The following is a 19,574-nucleotide window of genomic DNA, read 5'->3' on the forward strand; positions in this document are numbered from 1 at the left end:
CGAAGGGGAACAAGTTTTCGCACGGAATGGCCGAGGGCGGCGGAGCCATGAAACGCTCCGCCGCCCTCAACCGCTGGTCACTACTGCGTCAGCTGCAACCGCTGGTCGAGCCGCAGCCCTCGCAGATGTAGCAGGAGCCGGCCCGCTGCATCTTCGTACCGCAGGAGAAGCACAGCGGGGCGTCCGCCTGGATGCCCAGCTGCATCTCCACCAGCTCGGCGCTGGTGTGGGCCTGCTTCGGGGCGGGCTTGGCCGCCTCGACCTCGACACGCGGCGTGGCCACGGCCTTCAGCTCCTGGGCGCGCGGCGCCGACTGGGCCAGGCCCTCGACGTCGACCTCGTCATCGGAGGGCTCGTACGAGCCGGTCTCCAGATGACGCTGGCGCTCCTCGGCGGAGTGGATGCCAAGGGCGGAGCGCGTCTCGAAGGGCAGGAAGTCCAGCGCCAGGCGGCGGAAGATGTAGTCGACGATCGACTGCGCCATCCGCACGTCCGGGTCGTCCGTCATACCGGCCGGCTCGAAGCGCATGTTGGTGAACTTCGAGACGTACGTCTCCAGCGGCACGCCGTACTGGAGGCCGACGGAGACCGCGATGGAGAAGGCGTCCATCATGCCCGCGAGGGTGGAGCCCTGCTTGGACATCTTCAGGAAGACCTCGCCGAGACCGTCGTCCGGGTAGGAGTTGGCGGTCATGTAGCCCTCGGCGCCGCCGACCGTGAAGGACGTCGTGATGCCGGGACGGCCCTTGGGCAGACGCTTGCGGACCGGGCGGTACTCGATGACCTTCTCGACCGTCTCGCGGATGGCCGCCTCGGCCTTCTCCGTGACCTCGGCCTTCTCCTTCTCCTTGGTCTTGGCGGAGAGCGGCTGGCCGACCTTGCAGTTGTCGCGGTAGATGGCGAGCGCCTTGACGCCCATCTTCCAGGCCTCGAAGTAGATCTCCTCGACCTCCTCGACGGTCGCCGACTCCGGCATGTTGACCGTCTTGGACAGGGCGCCGGAGATCCACGGCTGGATCGCGGCCATCATGCGGACGTGGCCCATCGCGGAGATGGAGCGCTCACCCATGGCGCAGTCGAACACCTCGTAGTGCTCGTGCTTGAGGCTCGGGGCGTCGACGACATTGCCGTGCTCGGCGATGTGGGCGACGATCGCCTCGATCTGCTCCTCCTGGTAGCCCAGGCGGCGCAGCGCCTGCGGAACCGTGCCGTTGACGATCTGCATCGAGCCGCCGCCGACCAGCTTCTTGAACTTGACCAGGGCGAGGTCGGGCTCGAGGCCGGTGGTGTCGCAGGACATCGCCAGACCGATGGTGCCGGTCGGGGCGATGACCGACGCCTGGGAGTTGCGGAAACCGTTCTTCTCACCGAGGCGCAGCACGTCCTGCCAGGCCTCCGTGGCGGCGGCCCAGACCGGCGTGTCCAGGTCGTCCATGCGGACGGCGACGGCGTTCGCGTCGGCGTGCTGCTTCATGACGCGGTTGTGAGCGCTCGCGTTGCGGGCGTAGCCGTCGTACGGGCCGACGACCGCGGCGAGTTCGGCGGAGCGCCTGTACGACGTGCCGGTCATCAGGGAGGTGATGGCACCGGCGAGGGCGCGGCCGCCGTCGGAGTCGTAGGCGTGGCCGGTCGCCATCAGCAGGGCGCCGAGGTTGGCGTAACCGATGCCGAGCTGGCGGAACGCGCGGGTGTTCTCACCGATCTTCTGGGTCGGGAAGTCCGCGAAGCAGATGGAGATGTCCATCGCGGTGATGACCAGCTCGACGACCTTCGCGAAGCGCTCGACCTCGAAGGACTGGTGGCCCTTGCCGTCGTCCTTCAGGAACTTCATCAGGTTCAGCGACGCCAGGTTGCAGGACGTGTTGTCCAGGTGCATGTACTCGCTGCAGGGGTTCGAGCCGTTGATTCGGCCGGACTCCGGGCAGGTGTGCCAGTGGTTGATGGTGTCGTCGTACTGGATGCCCGGGTCGGCGCAGGCCCAGGCGGCCTCGGCCATCTTGCGGAACAGGGCCTTGGCGTCGACCTCTTCGATGACCTCGCCGGTCATCCGCGCGCGCAGGCCGAATTTGCCGCCCTGCTCGACCGCCTTCATGAACTCGTCGTTCACACGGACCGAGTTGTTGGCGTTCTGGTACTGGACGGAGGTGATGTCCTCGCCACCGAGGTCCATGTCGAAGCCCGCGTCGCGCAGGGCGCGGATCTTCTCCTCCTCCTTCACCTTGGTCTCGATGAAGTCCTCGATGTCGGGGTGGTCGACGTCGAGAATGACCATCTTGGCGGCACGGCGGGTGGCGCCACCGGACTTGATGGTGCCGGCCGACGCGTCGGCGCCGCGCATGAAGGAGACCGGCCCGGACGCGTTGCCGCCCGAGGACAGCAGCTCCTTGGAGGAGCGGATGCGGGAGAGGTTCAGGCCGGCGCCGGAGCCGCCCTTGAAGATCATGCCCTCTTCCTTGTACCAGTCGAGGATCGACTCCATGGAGTCGTCGACGGCCAGGATGAAGCAGGCGGAGACCTGCTGGGGCTGCGGGGTGCCCACGTTGAACCACACGGGGCTGTTGAAGCTGAAGATCTGGTGCAGGAGGGCGTACGCCAGCTCGTGCTCGAAGATCTCCGCGTCGGCGGGCGAGGCGAAGTACTTGTAGTCCTCGCCGGCCTTCCGGTACGTCTTCACGATGCGGTCGATGAGCTGCTTCAGGCTCACCTCGCGCTGCGGGGTGCCGACGGCACCGCGGAAGTACTTGCTGGTGACGATGTTGACCGCGTTCACCGACCAGAAGTCGGGGAACTCGACGCCGCGCTGCTCGAAGTTGACCGAGCCGTCGCGCCAGTTGGTCATGACGACGTCACGGCGCTCCCAGGCCACCTCGTCGTACGGGTGCACGCCGGGGGTGGTGTGGATGCGCTCGATACGCAGTCCCTTGGTCGCCTTGGTGCCCTTGGCGCGGGAACTCCGTGCCGGACCGCTCGCCGTCTCTGTCATGCCGCCTCCCTGGTACGGGCTAAAACGCCCTGAAGTGCCCCGATGTTCCCGTGGCACATGTTGTGTCTGGTGTTGCGGGCATCTCGCGCTGCCGCCCGCAACAGGTCTTCGATGGCCGCCGTCCGGCCGGAATCGGGGTATCCGCCCGGTTCCGGCCCGCCGATCAGTCGGCGGCGTGCGCGGGCTCGGGGACCTGAGCAGTCCCTCCGGGCCCGCAGTCTTCTTCCTGGCCCCCCGCGACAGCGTCCTCGCGGTCGTCGTTGTCCGCGGCGACTGGTCGCCTCTCCTCCCTGAGTTCCGCGATCGCGGCCTCGAAGTCCTCGAGCGAGTCGAAAGCCCGGTAGACGGAGGCGAACCGCAGATACGCGACGAGGTCGAGCTCCTGCAGCGGGCCGAGTATGGCCAGACCCACGTCGTGGGTGGTCAGTTCGGCGCTTCCGGTGGCCCGCACCGCCTCCTCGACCCGCTGGCCGAGCAGGGCGAGTGCGTCCTCGGTGACAGGCCGCCCCTGGCATGCCTTGCGCACGCCGTTGATGACCTTGGTACGACTGAAAGGCTCGGTGACTCCGGACCGCTTGACCACCATGAGCGAGCACGTCTCCACGGTCGTGAAACGACGGGAGCAGTCCGGACACTGGCGGCGCCTGCGGATCGACGTGCCGTCGTCGGTCGTACGACTGTCGACGACACGGCTGTCGGGGTGCCTGCAGAAGGGGCAGTGCATGAACTCCCAACCCTCCTCACAGCAGACTCAATAGCCTCGCTGGGCCTCATGGGCCCCTCGAAGCAGCCCCAAGCATAGGCGATCGCCAGGAGCCTGAAGACCCGGGGGACCACAACTTCTGGGCTGCTGTTGCAATCCAACCACTAGATGTGGGGATTGGCCCATGCATGCACGTCGTACGCGCGTGTCGCGCACGCATTGGCATGTGCCATGCGCCCGGCGCGGCGCACCTGATCCCAGGTGCACAGCCGTACCGTTACGGCGCATGCGGAGATACCGTGGGCGCCGCAGGGAGGGGACGTGGGGCTCCCGCAGAGATGGAGAGCTGTGCCCGGTTGACGGAATGCCAGATGGCAGACTGGGGCAGTAACCCACGAGGTCAGCACCCCGGCGGTGAAGAGTACAACAATGGGCCCTTTTGTCCGCCAGGTGCCGCGTTAGCTATACACCCAGACACATGATCAAGTACGGCGATCCATATTTTTTCACTCGAACGTGTGTTTGGCGCAACCTTTCGAAAGCAACTACCGTTGTCCAGCAGGGAGACCATCGAGAGGGGCCGACGTGACCACCACCGCAGACAGTGCCACCATCACTGCCCAGGACCGCTCCCAGGGCCGACTCGAGCCGGTGCATGCGATGAACGAAGCCGTGAATCCCGAGGGGCCCAAGCGCTCCCTACCGGGCCGACCTCCAGGCATCCGGGCGGACAGCTCGGGCCTCACCGACCGGCAGCGCCGGGTGATCGAGGTCATCAGGGACTCCGTGCAGCGGCGCGGCTACCCGCCGTCGATGCGGGAGATCGGCCAGGCGGTCGGCCTCTCCAGCACCTCCTCGGTCGCACACCAGCTGATGGCACTGGAGCGCAAGGGCTTCCTGCGCCGCGACCCGCACCGCCCGCGCGCGTACGAGGTGCGCGGCTCCGACCAGGGCGCGTCCGTGCAGCCCACCGACACCGCCGGCAAGCCCGCCGCGTCGTACGTCCCGCTGGTCGGCCGCATCGCCGCCGGTGGCCCGATCCTCGCCGAGGAGTCGGTCGAGGACGTCTTCCCCCTCCCCCGCCAGCTGGTCGGTGACGGCGAGCTGTTCGTGCTGAAGGTCGTCGGCGACTCCATGATCGAGGCCGCGATCTGCGACGGCGACTGGGTCACGGTGCGCCGCCAGCCGGTCGCCGAGAACGGCGACATCGTCGCGGCCATGCTCGAAGGCGAGGCGACCGTCAAGCGCTTCAAGCGCGAGGACGGCCACGTCTGGCTCCTCCCTCACAACGCGGCGTACGAGCCGATCCCCGGCGACGACGCGACCATCCTCGGCAAGGTGGTGGCAGTGCTGCGGCGCGTGTGACGGCTGCGGCGGGCGGTTCGTGGAGAACCACCCTCTGACCGGGCCCCGGGACCCCTGCGCCGGTTCCGGGGCCCTGTGCTGTCCGGACCCCGCCGGCGCGTGTTCCGCGCATCAGGGTTGGTCTGTCACGCCGCCGCGACAGACCAACCCCGTGGTCATTCGGCCTCTGTCTTCTTCGCTTCGGCCTCTGACTTCTTCGCCGCCGCGTCGATGGCCGCCAGCGACTTCCGGACCTGGTTACGGTCCGTCGTGTACCAGAAGTCGGGCAGTGACGCCTTCAGATAGCTGCCGTAGCGCGCCGTGGCCAGTCGTTGATCGAGTACGGCGACCACCCCGCGGTCCCCCGAGGCCCGTACGAGGCGGCCGGCGCCTTGGGCCATGAGCAGCGCGGCGTGTGTGGCGGCGACGGCCATGAAGCCGTTGCCTCCCGCGTCCTCCACCGCCTTCTGCCGGGCGCTCATCAGCGGGTCGTCCGGACGCGGGAACGGGATCTTGTCCATGACGACGAGCTGGCAGCTGGGGCCTGGGACGTCGACGCCCTGCCAGAGTGACAGCGTGCCGAACAGGCAGGTCATCGGGTCGGCGGCGAAATTCTTGATCAGCTCACCGAGCGTCTCCTCGCCCTGGAGGAGAATCGGGAACTCCGGGATCCGGGAGCGCAGTTCCTCGGCGGCGAGCTGTGCGGCGCGCATGGAGGAGAAGAGGCCGAGGGTGCGGCCGCCGGCCGCCTGGATCAACTCCGTCAGCTCGTCCAGCATGTCCGCGCGGTCGCCGTCCCGCGCGGGGCGCGACAGATGTCTGGCGACGTAGAGGATGCCCTGCCTGGGGTAGTCGAAGGGCGAGCCGACATCGACACCCTTCCACTGCGGGAGGTCCTCACCCTCGGTGCCCTCCGGTGCGAGCCCGAGGGAGGCGCCGACCCCGTTGAAGTCGCCGCCCAGCTTCAGCGTCGCCGAGGTCAGGACGACGGAGCGGTCCGCGAAGAGCTTCTCCCTCAGGAGTCCCGACACGGACATGGGAGCGACGCGGAGGGAGGCGCCGAAACGGTCGTGTCGCTCGTACCAGACGACGTCCCACTCGGAGCCGTTCGTGATCCGCTCCGCCACGTCGTGCACCGTCTCGACGGAGGCCAGCGCCTGCTTGCGGACCGCGTCCTCGTCCTGGACGGACTTGTCCCGGGTCGCGCCGATCGCGGAGATCACCGTACGGCAGGCGTCGCGCAGTGCCATGAGGGCGTACCCGAGGTCCTCCGGGATCTCCTCCAGACGGCCCGGCAGGGCCAGCTCCATCAGCCGCTCGAAGCCCTCGGCAGCGGTCTGGAGCTGGTCGGCGGCCTTCTCGTTGACCAGCTTCGCGGCGCGGCGGACCGCACGGTTGACCTGGCCGGGCGTGAGTTCACCGGTGGCCACTCCGGTGACCCGGGAGACCAGCTCGTGCGCCTCGTCGACGATCAGCACCTCGTGCTGTGGGAGGACCGGAGCGCCCTCGATGGCGTCGATCGCGAGCAACGCGTGGTTGGTGACGACCACCTCGGCCAGCTTGGCACGCTCGCGGGCCATCTCGGCGAAGCACTCGGCGCCGTACGCGCACTTCGTCGCACCCAGGCACTCCCGCGAGGAGACCGACACCTGCGCCCAGGCCCGGTCGGAGACGCCGGGGGTGAGGTTGTCGCGATCGCCGGTCTCCGTCTCGTCCGACCACTCGCGCAGTCGCAGCAGGTCCTGGCCCAGCTTGCTGGTGGGCGCGGCCGCCTCGAACTGGTCGAAGAGCCCTTCCTCCTCGTCCTGCGGGACACCCTCGTGGAGTCGGTGCAGGCAGAGGTAGTTCGACCTGCCCTTCAGCATCGCGAACTCCGGGCGGCGGCGCAGCAGGGGGTGCAGCGCATCGACGGTGCGCGGCAGATCCCGCTCGACGAGCTGGCGCTGCAGGGCGAGGGTGGCCGTCGCCACGACGACACGCTCCCCGTGCGCGAGCGCGGGCACGAGGTAGCCCAGCGACTTTCCGGTGCCGGTGCCGGCCTGGACCAGCAGATGGGAACCGTCGTCGATCGCCTCCGCGACGGCTTCGGCCATGGTCACCTGGCCGGGGCGCTCCGTACCGCCGACGGCGGTGACGGCAGCATGCAGGAGTTCGGGGAGTGAGGGCTTCGTCATAGCGCGACCACCCTACGACCCGGCACTGACAAACGGGTGATCAAGACGGGGACGAGGGGCGGGATCAAGACCGGATGCTCCTCGGGCGAGGGTCGGAGTGGATCGGTCGGAAAGATCGTCTCGGGTGACCTTGGGACCGGCGCTGCGGAAAATCGGATGTGGGGCAGTGGGAACCGGATCGGTGCGGGCGGCGTACCAAGAGTGATGCTGCCGCGACACCGAGTCACAGCAGATCGCGCAGGGACCGGTCTCGGATCATGAGGGCGGCCCGCTTGGCGGGCAGGTCGACCTCAGCGGCGAACCGGAAGCCTGCGCTCAGAAAAGCGGCGACGGAGGGGGTGTTGCGAAGGTCGGGTTCCGCAATGACGCGTGCGCAGGCGGGCCGCCTGTCGAGGACGAGGTCGGCCACGGCTCTGAGCAGGGTGCTGCCGAGTTTGCGGCCTCGGTCGGCGACCCCACCGATGAGGAGGTGCAGTCCGGTGTCGTGAGGCCGAAGGGGGTAGTGACGGGCCACCGGGTCGAGGTCCGCCCGGTAGATCTCCCAGTAGCTCATCGGGGTGCCCTCCAGCACGCCGAGGCACGGAACACTGCGTCCGTCGCCGGAGAGCTGGGCCCGTAGATGGCTCTCGGTCAGGGTCGGAGGCCCTGCCAGCTCCCAGAACTCCGCGACGGCAGGGTCGTTCATCCAGCGGCTGATCAGCGGCAGGTCCCGCTCGACGTGCACGGTGGCGAGATGGAAGACGCCCACGGGTGTGACGACGGGCCCCCAGCCGGCGACACGGTCGAGGAGGTCGTCGTCGGCTCTGCTGACGCAAACGCGCGGTGCTGGATCTGCACACCGGCTTCGTGGCTCGTCGGAGGCGGTTTCCGCTGCAACGAGCGCAAGCAGTTCGTCCGGCAGACGCAGGTCCAGGGTGTCCTCGTTGTCCGTGCCCACACCGGTGCTGCTCTCTGCCGCGGGCGGGCTCGGGTCGGCGCCGAGGTCAGTGCCGGGTGCGGTGGCTGCGTGTGCGCTGGCGTCGGTGGGAGGCACGGCGCCGCTCCTCTCAGAAGACGGGATGGGGCATGTTCCTCAGAAGCGAAGGGAGTCGATCGTGGTCGGCGGTGCCATTCAGCGATGGAGGGGGTTGGCGATGGTGACGTAGACGGACTGGGTGTCGACCGGGCCGACGAGTTCGTCGAGGCCGTGCAGGCGGGTCAGCAGATTGGCCTTGCAGCGCAGGACGGGTGAGTCCAAGAGGTGGGCAGGAAGTGGGGTGCCCAACCGGGCGGGGCCGGTGGCGACGTCGTGGAGGAAGTGGCGGAAGGCGGCGAGCAGCAGTTGTTCGTCGGCGAGGTGCTGGGAGCCGAAGGCCCCGATGAGGCCGAGCACGTTGTTGATCGCGAGGTAGTAGGCGAAACGCTCGTCCGTGACCTCGTCGGAGACGAAGGTGTCGCTGTGCTCGCCGATACCGGGCAGCCGGGCGTCGAGCTGGGTGCGCCGGGACTCCCGGAAGTAGTAGCCCTGGTTGTCGCGGTAGCGTCCGCCGGCGGGCCAGCCGTCGGCGTCCAGCAGGAGCAGCGTGTTCTGCTGGTGCGCCTCCAGGGCGATCCCCGCCTCCGCGTCCAGCCACAGCACGGGACGGACGACCTGCTGGAGGTAGCGCAGGAACCACTCGACGGCGACGGCCGCACGGGGACGACCGCTCCGGCCCGCAAGGCGCGTGACAACCGTGGCCAGCCGGGACTGCACGGGCGGCGGCCCGCCCTCCGGGCGGCGCGCTGCGCCCGCCGAGTCGCTGCTTGTCCCGGCCTGCGGCCGGGGAGAGACGAGCCCGGCGATGCAGGAGACGTCGTCCGACGGACTGAACGGGTTGTGGCGGATCATCACGTCCAGTCCGGGCACGGGGCTGCCGTCCGGCGCGTCGACCGCGAGCCAGGCCGGGTCGCGAACGATGTCGAACCCGGGGTGGGCCGCGTGCCACTGCCTGGACAGGCCGCTGCGCAGCAGGCGGTGGACTTCGACACCTCGGTGGAGTTCCTTGCGGAGGTTCTCGCGGCGGGAGTTGGTGATCCGCAGGCCCAGCGACAGTTTGAGCATGGCCGGAGAGCCGGTCCGGTGGACGGTGCGTACGGAGGAGGTGGGATGCCAGGGTGACCCGTGCGTACCGAGGTCACGAAGGAGCCCGGCGTCGAAAAGGGGCGAGATCTCGGTGCGTTGCCGCACCTCACGCCACTGCCAAGGGTGCAACGGGAGGGCTGCGTAGCCGTCGGGAAGCGCCGGCTCGGTCTCGGCGAGCCGTGCCATGAGTCGGGGGGCGGGTACGGGACGACCGCGCTCGGTCCAGGCGGAGTCCGTGGCAAGTACGGAGGGGGCGACAGCCAGCCAGTGCAGGGGGAAGGAGCCGCGCAACTCAGGTGAGTACGACCGCGCCTCGGCTTCGGAGAGACCTTCGCGGCTCTTCGGCGTGGGATGCAGCGGGTGTCCGAGTACGAGTGCCTGCTCGGAAGTGAGGAAGAGGTCTGGTCCGTCGGTGGGGCGCTCCCGGCGCTCGCGGACGAACGTGACGGTACGGCGAAGGGAGTCGGCGACGCGGGCGACGAGGTCCGGGCCGGATGTGGACGCCGTTGAGGCGGGGGCTGGTGTCTGGGCGGCCGCGGGACGGCCGACGCCGCTGGACGTGGGTCCGGCGGCGGGCAGGGCGGACGTGTTGCCTCGGTCAGGCGTTTCCCTGGCCAGGAGTGCGGCGATGGTCACCGCGTCGGCCGGTCGGGAGGGTGCGGGGGCGTTGGCGAGGAACGGGAGACCGAACCGGTGCCATCCCGTCGGGGACCAGTAGTGGACCGGGGCGAGGAGGGCCGTGCCGCTGGCGGGCAGGGGGATACGGAGGGTGCCGTCCTCGGGGGCGTGGAGGCCGGCTTCGCGCACCCAGCAGCGCAGCAGGTTCTCGACCGCCGCGGCCTCGGCTGCGGTGTGCGGATCGGGGTGATCGAGGAGATCGGCGGTGGCGGGACGCGGGCTTTCGGCCACGGGGCCTTTGCGCTGTTCCGGTACCCGCTCCGTGGAGCGACCGTCCCCCGGGGTTGCGCCCATGACCGAAGAGCAAGCCGGCCCCCGTTCCGACTTCCGCTCCGCGCCCCGACCCGGCTCCGCTTCCCGCGCGGCCGTCCGTCCCTGCTGAGGCACTGAGGGGGGCGCCGAGGCAGGCGGGGTCTGCTGCGAGAGCGGTGCTTCGGAGGGGCCTCGCTCGGGGGCGCGAGTAGGGGCGTCGGATGCAGGGGTGGGGTTCAAGGCGGTCCTCGTGGGTGGTTCTGGTTCGTGCGGCGACGAACCTGGGCCTTACTGCCTTACCGGCGAAGTGGAGGTATGGGCGTCCTGGTTTCAAGGGGTTCTGGCGGTTCAGGAGGTGCGAGTGGTACGCGGGAATGGACGTGGGTGCCGACGGCGTACGAGCGGGCACGCATCAGTTGCCGGTGTGACCCGCCCGTTCGGCGCGCTCGCCCTGTCGTCGGTACTGGGGATCGGGCGTGTGGCGCCGTCGTATCCCGGGTGGTCGGCCGGAGCGGTCGCGGGCCGCCGCCCCCACGGCATCGGCCAGTCGGTCGAGCACGGCGGCCGCCTGTTCGTCGCTGATCGTCAGTGGCGGGAGGAGCCGCACGACGCTTGCGTGGCGGCCCCCCACTTCGACGATGAGGCCACGTCGCAGGCACTCCCGCTGGACGGCGGCCGCGAGTTCGGGATCGGCCGGGCGCGGGCTGCCGGCGCGGGAAGTCGGCACCGCCGCCGTAGTCGTCCCACGGTGGAGAGGCTCGCAGTCCGTAGAGCGGTCGGCCACGCCCTCGCGACGGCTCCGATCCAACCCGTCGGTCTCCCGACCCGATCCAGCAGAACCTCCGTCCGTCATGTCGGACGTCCAACTCAGCCCGTCGGATGCCGAGTCCAGTCCCCCGAGGCACCGATCGAGCCCCGCCGAACCACCCCCGGCCCCCACTCCGGAGCCCTCGCAATCGGGCGTCCCGTCCCCGCGCCCCCCGCAATCCCCCTCTGCGTCCACGAACTCCAGCCCGATCATCAAGCCGCGACCCCGCACATCCCCGATGCAAGGAAACTCCCCTGCCAGCGAGCGGAGTTGGGCGATCATGCGGGAGCCCAGGGTGGCTGCTCGCTCGGCGAGGTGGTTTTCGCGGACGTGGGCGAGGGTCGCCGTGCCTGCGGCCATGGCGAGTTGGTTGCCGCGGAAGGTGCCTGCGTGGGCGCCGGGTTCCCAGACGTCGAGGGTGTCGCGGTAGACCACCACGGCAAGGGGAAGGCTGCCGCCGATGGCCTTGGAGAGGACCATCACGTCGGGGGTGATGCCACTGTGCTCCACCGCCCAGAAGGCACCGGTCCGCCCGACCCCCGTCTGGACCTCGTCGGCGATCAGCGGGATGGAGCGGGCCGCTGTGATCCTTCGCATGCGCCGCATCCACTCGTCCGGAGCGGGGATCACCCCGCCCTCACCCTGGACGGGTTCCAGGATCATCCCCGCGGGATCGGGCACCCCCGACTTGGGGTCGTCGAGGACGGATTCGGTCCAGCGGGCGGCGAGTTCGGCACCGCGGGGCCCGCCGACACCGAAGGGGCAGCGGTAGTCCTGGGGATAGGGAAGGCGGGCGACTCGTACGTCCGAGGCGTCCCCGGAGGCTTCAAGGGCTCCGGTGGTCATGCCGTGATAGGCGCCGGTGAAGGCCAGAAGTCCGGTGCGGCCGGTCGCGGTGCGGACCAGCTTGAGCGCGGCCTCCACCGCGTCGGTGCCCGCCGGCCCGCAGAACTGGACGCGCGCGTGGTCGGCGAGGCCGCGCGGCAGGGTGTGGAACAACTCGGTGACAAAGGCGTCCTTGACGGGGGTCGCCAGGTCGAGGACGTGCAGCGGGGCACCCGAGTCGAGGACTTTGCGGATGGCCTCCAGCACCACGGGGTGGTTGTGGCCGAGGGCGAGCGTCCCGGCCCCGGAGAGACAGTCGAGGTAGCGGCGGCCGTCGGCACCCTCGATGGTCAGCCCCCGGGCTCGCACGGGCACGATCGGCAGGGCACGCGCATAGGTGCGCGCCGCCGACTCGCGCGCCGACTGCCGCCGCAGGATCCCCTCGTGCGCGGCCCGCCCGGTCGCGGACACCTCGCCGGCAGCACGACGCCCAAGCATTCCCTCGGACGCACTCCCGCCGTATGCAGACTCGGCCACGACTCCCTGTCCTCCCACCGGGGAACCGCACACGGACAGCAGAACCCCCACCGGTACCAACCCCCCGCCGCTCACCGGCGTTACGGGTTGCCTCAAGATCCTTTCCGTGACGGAACCGTTGCCGTTCCATCGGAAGTCCCTCACAGCGAGCGCATAGTGTGTGATGCCGTTCCAAGAAGCCGTGCAGTCACGTGAGATCACCTGCTTCGAGCACGGGGTTCACGGCCGCAGCACCCGATTCGTTCGTTTCATCCCAGGGGGAGTCAGAGCATGCGATCCATAAGGCCGTCCGTCACCGTTCGCCGGGAGAGGGGTGGCCGCCGCAGAACCTCCCCCGTTCTTGCCGCCGTTGCCCTCGCGTCGGCTCTGGCGCTCACCGCCACCGCCTGCAACTCGGGCGACGACAAGGCCGACGGCCAAGCCTCTGCCTCCGCCTCCGCGAGCGACACCGGCAGCAGCGGCGACGGCAAGATCAAGATCCCTGACGACATCAAGAACAAGCTCAGGGAGCACGGGTTCGACATCGACAAGTGGAAGCACGGGGCCTGGAAGAACTGGAACAAGGACGACTGGCTGCGCGAGGCCGACGAGTTCATCAACCCGATCATCAAGGGGCTGTGGAACCCGGACCGGATGCGGAAGGCCAACGACCCGGACAAGGGCGTCAACGAGAACGACCTCTCCGGTGACCAGGGCGTGACCGACCCCACGCCGGCGCCCGTGGACGCAAAGGCCGTGGCGCCTACGTACCACGCCAACGCGGCGACGTCCGGCAAGGTGTTCTTCGACTCCCCCGAAGGCACGATGGTCTGCTCGGCAACGGTCGTGGAGGACCCGGCCCACCCCGGCAAGTCGAACCTCGTGTGGACGGCTGGGCACTGCGTGCACGCCGGCAAGAAGGGCGGCTGGTACCGCAACATCGCGTTCGTGCCGTCGTACAACGACGCGGGCAGGTCGGCCGCCCAGCTGCAGAACGCCACCAGGGAGGAGGCCGCTCCCTACGGCGTCTGGTGGGGCGACTGGGCGCAGACCTCCCAGCAGTGGATCGAGAAGGGCGGCGAGACGGGCGGCGACGGCGCCTCCTACGACTATGCCGTCATCCATGTGACGCCGGAGAAGGGCGCGGGCGGCAAGTCGCTGGAGGAGACGGTCGGTTCGGCGCTGCCTGTCGACTTCAACGCTCCGGCCGTGCCGAAGGTTCCCAGCATCACCGCGACCGGTTACCCGGCCGCCCCGCCGTTCGACGGTCAGAGGATGTTCCAGTGCACGGACAGGCCGGGGCGGCTGTCGATCAACGCCGCGGACCCGACGATGTACCGCATCGGCTGCACCATGACGGGCGGCTCGTCCGGCGGCGGCTGGGTCGCGACGGGCTCGGACGGCAAGCCGGCGCTGGTGTCCAACACCTCGATCGGCCCGGTGACTTCGGGCTGGCTGGCCGGACCGCGGCTGGGTGATGTGGCCAAGGGTGTGTACGACTCGGTGAGCAAGAAGTTCGCCGGTCGGTAGACCTGCCTCGTGCCAAGGCCCGCCCCCTCGGTGAGGGGGCGGGCCTTTGGCGTTTCTCGATTCTGCGGTGATCCGGCCTGCGCCTCAGACGGCCGGGGCCGGGACATACGGTGCGAGGTCCGCCGCCAGCTCCTCGTGGACCCGTACCTTGAGCAGGGTGCCCTCCGGGGTGTGCTCCTCGGAGATCACCTCGCCCTCGTCGTGGGCGCGGGCGACCAGCTTGCCGTGGGTGTACGGCACCAGCGCCTCGATCTCGACGGACGGCCTGGGCAGCTCGTTGTCGATGAGCGCGAGCAGTTCCTGGATGCCCTTGCCCGTGCGGGCCGAGACGGCGATGGAGCGCTTCTCGATCCGCATGAGCCGCTGAAGGGTCAGCGGATCGGCCGCGTCCGCCTTGTTGATCACGACGATCTCGGGTACGTCGGTGGCGCCGACGTCCCTGATCACCTCGCGCACTGCGGCCAGCTGCTCCTCCGGCGCCGGGTGCGAGCCGTCGACCACGTGCAGGATCAGGTCGGACTCGCCGACCTCCTCCATGGTGGAGCGGAAGGCCTCGACCAGGTGGTGCGGCAGGTGCCGGACGAAGCCGACCGTGTCGGCCAGGGTGTACAGGCGCCCGCTCGGGGTCTCCGCGCGACGGACGGTCGGGTCCAGGGTCGCGAACAGGGCGTTCTCGACCAGGACGCCGGCTCCGGTCAGGCGGTTGAGCAGGGAGGACTTGCCCGCGTTGGTGTAGCCCGCGATGGCGACGGACGGCACCTTGTTGCGCTTGCGCTCCTGGCGCTTGATCTCGCGGCCGGTCTTCATCTCCGCGATCTCCCGGCGCATCTTCGCCATCTTCTCGCGGATCCGTCGCCGGTCCGTCTCGATCTTGGTCTCACCGGGACCACGGGTGGCGAGGCCGCCGCCCTTGCCGCCGCCCATCTGCCGGGACAGCGACTGACCCCAGCCGCGCAGCCTCGGCAGCATGTACTGCATCTGCGCGAGCGCGACCTGCGCCTTGCCCTCTCGGGACTTGGCGTGCTGGGCGAAGATGTCGAGGATCAGGGCCGTACGGTCGATGACCTTGACCTTGACGACGTCTTCGAGGTGGATGAGCTGGCCCGGGCTGAGCTCACCGTCGCAGATCACGGTGTCGGCGCCGGTCTCCAGGACGATGTCCCTGAGTTCGGTGGCCTTGCCGGAGCCGATGTAGGTGGCCGCGTCGGGCTTGTCGCGGCGCTGGATCACGCCGTCGAGCACGAGCGCGCCCGCGGTCTCCGCGAGGGCGGCGAGCTCCGCGAGGGAGTTCTCCGAGTCCTGCACGGTCCCCGTGGTCCAGACGCCGACGAGCACCACACGCTCCAGGCGGAGCTGGCGGTACTCGACCTCGGTGACGTCCTCGAGCTCGGTGGAGAGGCCCGCCACACGGCGCAGAGCCGCACGCTCGGAGCGGTCGAACTGTTCGCCGTCCCGCTCTCCGTCGATCTCGTGGCTCCAGGCGACGTCCTCTTCCATCAGGGCATCGGCCCGAAGCCGCTCGGGGGAGGTGTGCGCGAAGCGCTCAGTGTCCTGGGAAGGGGATGAAGAGGAGGTCATTGGATCCTTACGTCGATGGGGATTCCGGTACGGCGATCGCGAGAGCGGTCACTGTCGACAACGTAGGAGTACCCCGGGAGATTCCCGCGACCCGTGCCGCGTCGACCGGAAGATGGTCGCACGGCACGGCCCGTCCGGTCATCGCCTTATTTCGCGGATTTCGCAGCCTTCGCGCCGGGTGCCGCCGGCTTCCAGTCCGGGTGGCCGGGCATCGGCGGGGTCTTCTTGCCGTACAGCCAGCCTTCGAGGAAGCCGCTCAGGTCGCGCCCGGAGATCCGGGAGGCGAGCCGTTCGAAGTCGGCGGTGGTGGCCGTGCCGTCGCGGTGGAGGTTCACCCAGGACCTCTCCAGGCGCTCGAAGGCGGGGCGGCCGATCTCCTGGCGCAGGGCGTAGAGCGCGAGCGCGGCGCCGTCGTAGACGTTGGGCCGGAAGATGCTGATCTTCTGACCGGGGTCGGGCGCCTTGGGCGCGGCCGGCGGCCCACCGGCGGCGCGCCAGCCGTCGGAGGCGGCGTAGGCGGCCTTCATGCGTTTCTCCATGGGCTTGTGTCCCACCTCCTCCGCGTACAGCGCCTCGTACCACGTGGCGTGCCCCTCGTTGAGCCACAGGTCGGACCAGCTCCGCGGGCTGACACTGTCGCCGAACCACTGGTGGGACAGTTCGTGCACCATGATCGACTCGACGTACCACTGGGGGTAGGTGTGGCCGGTGAAGAGCTCTCTCTCGAAGAGAGAGAGCGTCTGAGTCTCAAGTTCGAAGCCGGTGGACGCCTGTGCCATGAGCAGGCCGTACGTCTCGAAGGGATAGTGGCCGACCTTGCTCTCCATCCAGGCGATCTGGTCGGGGGTCTTGGCGAGCCACGGTTCGAGTTCTTTGACGTCCTTGGTGGGCACGACGTCACGCATGGGCAGGTGGTGCGGCCCGGTGCGGTGCAGCACGGTGGAGCGGCCGATGGACACCTGGGCGAGCTCGGTGGCCATGGGGTGCCGCGTGCGGTACGTCCAGGTGGTCGACTCGGCGCCGCGCTCCACACCGGTCGGCAGGCCGTTGGCCACGGCTGTGTAGTCGTTGGGGGCGGTGATCCGGACGGTGAACAGCGCCTTGTCGGAGGGGTGGTCGTTGCACGGGAACACCAGGTGCGCGGCATCGGCCTGGTTGGCCATGGCGAGCCCGTCCTCGGTACGCACCCAGCCGCCGTCCTGGTCCTTGACGGCCGCGGGGTCGCTGGTGTGCCGCACGGTGATCCGCGTCCAGGTGCCTCGGGGCAGTGGCCTGGCGGGGGTGACGACGAGGTCTTCCCCCGCGCTGGTGAACGTGGCCGGCTCGCCGTTGACCTGGACCGATTCGACCTGGCCGTGTGCGAAGTCGAGGTTCAGCCGGTCCAGGTCCGTGGTCGTCGAGGCGTTGATCGTGGTGACGGCCTGGAGGGGTTTGCTGTTGGTGCCGGGATAGGTGAACGAGAGGTCGTAGGACTGCACGTCGTATCCGGGGTTGCCGAGGTCCGGGTAGAGGCGGTCCCCGATGCCCAGGGGAGCCGGGGGCGAGCTCGCGGCCAGGAGGCAGACGGAGACGGCGGAGGCAAGCAGTGCGGCCGCCTTCAGGCGGCCGGGACGGCGGCGGAACCCTGCCGCGGTGCCGGGACGCGGGCCGTCGGGTCGTGGGGCCTGGGAGCGCGGGGTGAGCAGCATGGATCACGGCTATCAGCGCGCGCGTGCCGGACGGCGACGACTCGCGTTCGGCCCACCCGAATGGGTAGGTCGGGTGCAAGTGTGCGGCTCCGGCGCCGTGGGGCGCGCGGCCCGGCGCTCACCCGCCCGGCGTCTGCGCCCGGCTCACGTCGTAGACGCCCGGCACATTGCGCATCGCGCGCATCAGGGCGGGCAGGTGGGCCGCGTCCGGAAGTTGAAGGGTGTACGTGTGGCGGACGCGCTGCTGGGTCGGGGGTTCGATCGTCGCGGACACGATCTCGGCGCCTTCGAGCGCCATGGCCTCCGTCAGGTCCGCCAGCAGATGGGGGCGGACGAACGATTCAGCGAGCAGCGTGACCCGGCACTCGGTGGTGTCCCCCCAGCGCACGTCGACCTCCGCGCGCCCCCCGTTCTTCATACGCTCCACGGCGGCGCACTCGACGCGGTGGACGGTGACCACACCGCCCCGCACGGCGAAGCCGGTGACCTCGTCGGGCGGTACGGGCGTGCAGCAGCCCGCGAGGCGGACGGTCGCGCCGGGCTGGTCGACCGTGATGTCGGCGGTGGTGGGACGTGAGTTCAGTCCCTCCGCCAGGGGCCGGAGAGCGACCGAGGGCTCCTCGTCGGTCTCCTGCGCTGCCTCCTGCGTCTCCTCGTGCGTCGGGTGGGCCGCGAGCCACCGCTGGATGGCGATACGTGCGGCAGGCGTGTGCGCGTGCTCCAGCCACTCCCTGGAGGGCTCTGAGGCCGGGTCCTGGCCCATGAGGAGCTGGACGGTGTCGCCGTCCCGCAGGACCGTGCTCAGCGTCGCCAGGCGGCCGTTGACGCGAGCGCCGATGCACGCGTGCGCGTCCTCGCCGTACTGCGCGTACGCGGCGTCCACGCACGTGGCGCCCTCGGGGAGACCGAGGGTGCCGCCGTCGGGGCGGAAGACGGTGATCTCGCGGTCCTGGGCGAGGTCCTCGCGGAGGGTGGACCAGAACGTGTCCGGGTCGGGCGCGGCCTCCTGCCAGTCGAGGAGGCGGGAGAGCCAGCCCGGGCGGGTGGGGTCGACGCGCTCGCCGTCGGCCGGAGCGTGCTCCTCCGGAGGCGGGGCATAGGGATTGCCGAGCGCGACCACGCCGGCCTCGGCGACCTTGTGCATCTGGTGGGTGCGGATGAGGACTTCGGCGACCTGGCCGTCCGCGCGGGCGACCGCGGTGTGCAGGGACTGGTACAGGTTGAACTTGGGGACGGCGATGAAGTCCTTGAACTCCGAGACCACGGGCGTCATACAGGTGTGCAGTTCGCCGAGGACGCCGTAACAGTCCGCGTCCTCGTTCACCAGCACCAGCAGGCGGCCGAAGTCGCAGCCGCGCAGCTGGCCGCGCTTGCGGGCGACGCGGTGGACGGAGACGAAGTGCCGCGGCCGGATGACGACTTCGGCCGGGATGTCGGCGTCGCGCAGCACGCCTCGTACCTCGTCGGCGATCTCGGCGAGCGGGTCGTCGGCGCGGGAGGCGTTGTCGACGATCAACTCGCGTGTGTGCTCGTACTCTTCGGGGTGGAGGATCGCGAAGACCAGGTCCTCCAGCTCGGTCTTCAGCGCCTGGACGCCGAGCCGCTCGGCGAGCGGGATGAGGACGTCGCGGGTGACCTTGGCGATGCGCGCCTGTTTCTCGGGGCGCATGACGCCGAGGGTGCGCATGTTGTGCAGCCGGTCGGCGAGTTTGATCGACATCACACGGACGTCGCTGCCGGTGGCGACGAGCATCTTGCGGAAGGTCTCGGGCTCGGCGGCGGCGCCGTAGTCGACCTTCTCCAACTTGGTGACGCCGTCGACGAGGTAGCGGACCTCCGAACCGAACTCCTCGCCGACCTGATCGAGGGTCACATCCGTGTCCTCGACGGTGTCGTGGAGCAGAGAGGCCGTCAAAGTCGTGGTCTCCGCGCCGAGTTCGGCGAGGATCAGCGTCACCGCGAGCGGATGCGTGATGTACGGCTCGCCGCTCTTGCGCATCTGGCCGCGGTGCGAGGACTCGGCCAGCACGTAGGCACGGCGCAGGGGTTCGAGGTCGGCGCTCGGGTAGTGGGCGCGGTGGGCGTCGACGACATGGCTGATGGCACTGGGCAGCCGGTCACGGGTGGCGGGGCCGAGCAGGGCGGCACGGCCGAGGCGGCGCAGGTCGATCCGCGCCCGCCAGCGCGCCGCCGGGCCTGTTACCGGACCTGGGGTCGCGGGGTTCGTGGCCTCCGCACTCATGGGCACCTCCGGCTGCGTGGACCGGCGGACGGGGTGCCCCATGGCGGACACGGCTCAGGGGATGGCAACGGTCCCCCGTCCGGGCCGGTGCTTGATGCTACCGAGCCCATCACGTGCGGCTGACCGCCTCTCGCCGAGCGTGAAACGGATCA

The 19,574-nt window shown here is 69.8% G+C and carries 11 protein-coding genes; 2 read left to right on the forward strand and 9 right to left on the reverse strand.

Going from position 1 to position 19,574, the window contains the following annotated elements:
* Positions 1-88: 88 nt before the first annotated feature.
* Both ACWC1K_RS22475 and nrdR read right to left on the reverse strand, forming a co-directional pair.
* On the reverse strand, positions 89-2,983 hold the full coding sequence (locus ACWC1K_RS22475) for a vitamin B12-dependent ribonucleotide reductase (RefSeq protein WP_450833683.1): 2,895 nt from the start codon (positions 2,981-2,983) through the stop codon (positions 89-91).
* Between the two features lie 163 nt (positions 2,984-3,146).
* Entirely contained in the window at positions 3,147-3,707 is a 561-nt protein-coding gene (gene nrdR / locus ACWC1K_RS22480; protein WP_450833685.1) for a transcriptional regulator NrdR, read from the reverse strand.
* Positions 3,708-4,271: 564 nt separating this feature from the next.
* On the opposite strand from nrdR, the gene lexA reads away from it, so the two are divergent.
* The gene (gene lexA, locus ACWC1K_RS22485) at positions 4,272-5,051 is read left to right on the forward strand and encodes a transcriptional repressor LexA (protein WP_115909488.1); all 780 of its coding nucleotides are present in this window, start codon (positions 4,272-4,274) and stop codon (positions 5,049-5,051) included.
* 155 nt (positions 5,052-5,206) lie between these two features.
* On the opposite strand, the gene ACWC1K_RS22490 is transcribed toward lexA, so the two are convergent.
* The 4 genes from ACWC1K_RS22490 to ACWC1K_RS22505 all read right to left on the reverse strand — a co-directional run bounded on the left by ACWC1K_RS22490 (position 5,207) and on the right by ACWC1K_RS22505 (position 12,366).
* On the reverse strand, positions 5,207-7,204 hold the full coding sequence (locus ACWC1K_RS22490; protein WP_450833686.1) for an ATP-dependent DNA helicase: 1,998 nt from the start codon (positions 7,202-7,204) through the stop codon (positions 5,207-5,209).
* 223 nt (positions 7,205-7,427) lie between these two features.
* Positions 7,428-8,237: a GNAT family N-acetyltransferase gene (locus ACWC1K_RS22495; protein WP_450833688.1), complete on the reverse strand. Its 810-nt coding sequence runs from the start codon at positions 8,235-8,237 to the stop codon at positions 7,428-7,430.
* Between the two features lie 78 nt (positions 8,238-8,315).
* Positions 8,316-10,277 (reverse strand): IucA/IucC family protein, encoded by a 1,962-nt coding sequence (locus ACWC1K_RS22500; protein ID WP_450833689.1) that lies wholly within the window; start codon positions 10,275-10,277, stop codon positions 8,316-8,318.
* 370 nt (positions 10,278-10,647) lie between these two features.
* Positions 10,648-12,366 carry a diaminobutyrate--2-oxoglutarate transaminase family protein gene (locus ACWC1K_RS22505; protein ID WP_450833757.1) on the reverse strand — a complete coding sequence of 573 codons (1,719 nt, stop codon included), beginning with the start codon at positions 12,364-12,366 and terminating at the stop codon, positions 10,648-10,650.
* A gap of 309 nt (positions 12,367-12,675) precedes the next feature.
* Here ACWC1K_RS22505 and ACWC1K_RS22510 point away from each other — a divergent pair, with 309 nt between their 5' ends.
* On the forward strand, positions 12,676-13,914 hold the full coding sequence (locus ACWC1K_RS22510; protein ID WP_450833690.1) for a trypsin-like serine peptidase: 1,239 nt from the start codon (positions 12,676-12,678) through the stop codon (positions 13,912-13,914).
* A gap of 84 nt (positions 13,915-13,998) precedes the next feature.
* On the opposite strand, the gene hflX is transcribed toward ACWC1K_RS22510, so the two are convergent.
* From hflX to ACWC1K_RS22525, 3 genes are all read right to left on the reverse strand, one after another.
* Entirely contained in the window at positions 13,999-15,492 is a 1,494-nt protein-coding gene (gene hflX, locus ACWC1K_RS22515) for a GTPase HflX (RefSeq protein WP_450833692.1), read from the reverse strand.
* 146 nt (positions 15,493-15,638) lie between these two features.
* Positions 15,639-17,180 carry a M1 family metallopeptidase gene (locus ACWC1K_RS22520; RefSeq protein ID WP_450833694.1) on the reverse strand — a complete coding sequence of 514 codons (1,542 nt, stop codon included), beginning with the start codon at positions 17,178-17,180 and terminating at the stop codon, positions 15,639-15,641.
* A 118-nt stretch (positions 17,181-17,298) separates the two neighbouring features.
* Entirely contained in the window at positions 17,299-19,422 is a 2,124-nt protein-coding gene (locus tag ACWC1K_RS22525; protein WP_450833696.1) for a RelA/SpoT family protein, read from the reverse strand.
* Between the last annotated feature and the right edge of the window lie 152 nt (positions 19,423-19,574).

The organism is Streptomyces sp. NPDC001492, from assembly GCF_053597275.1.

What these genes read in the sequence shown, in the direction of transcription:
- ACWC1K_RS22500 (WP_450833689.1), bottom strand. Translation starts at nt 10,277, where the DNA reads ATGGGCGCAACCCCGGGGGACGGTCGCTCCACGGAGCGGGTACCGGAA.
- hflX (WP_450833692.1), bottom strand. Translation starts at nt 15,492, where the DNA reads ATGACCTCCTCTTCATCCCCTTCCCAGGACACTGAGCGCTTCGCGCAC.
- ACWC1K_RS22525 (WP_450833696.1), bottom strand. Translation starts at nt 19,422, where the DNA reads ATGAGTGCGGAGGCCACGAACCCCGCGACCCCAGGTCCGGTAACAGGC.
- ACWC1K_RS22510 (WP_450833690.1), top strand. Translation starts at nt 12,676, where the DNA reads ATGCGATCCATAAGGCCGTCCGTCACCGTTCGCCGGGAGAGGGGTGGC.
- ACWC1K_RS22490 (WP_450833686.1), bottom strand. Translation starts at nt 7,204, where the DNA reads ATGACGAAGCCCTCACTCCCCGAACTCCTGCATGCTGCCGTCACCGCC.
- ACWC1K_RS22505 (WP_450833757.1), bottom strand. Translation starts at nt 12,366, where the DNA reads ATGCTTGGGCGTCGTGCTGCCGGCGAGGTGTCCGCGACCGGGCGGGCC.
- ACWC1K_RS22475 (WP_450833683.1), bottom strand. Translation starts at nt 2,983, where the DNA reads ATGACAGAGACGGCGAGCGGTCCGGCACGGAGTTCCCGCGCCAAGGGC.
- nrdR (WP_450833685.1), bottom strand. Translation starts at nt 3,707, where the DNA reads ATGCACTGCCCCTTCTGCAGGCACCCCGACAGCCGTGTCGTCGACAGT.
- ACWC1K_RS22520 (WP_450833694.1), bottom strand. Translation starts at nt 17,180, where the DNA reads ATGCTGCTCACCCCGCGCTCCCAGGCCCCACGACCCGACGGCCCGCGT.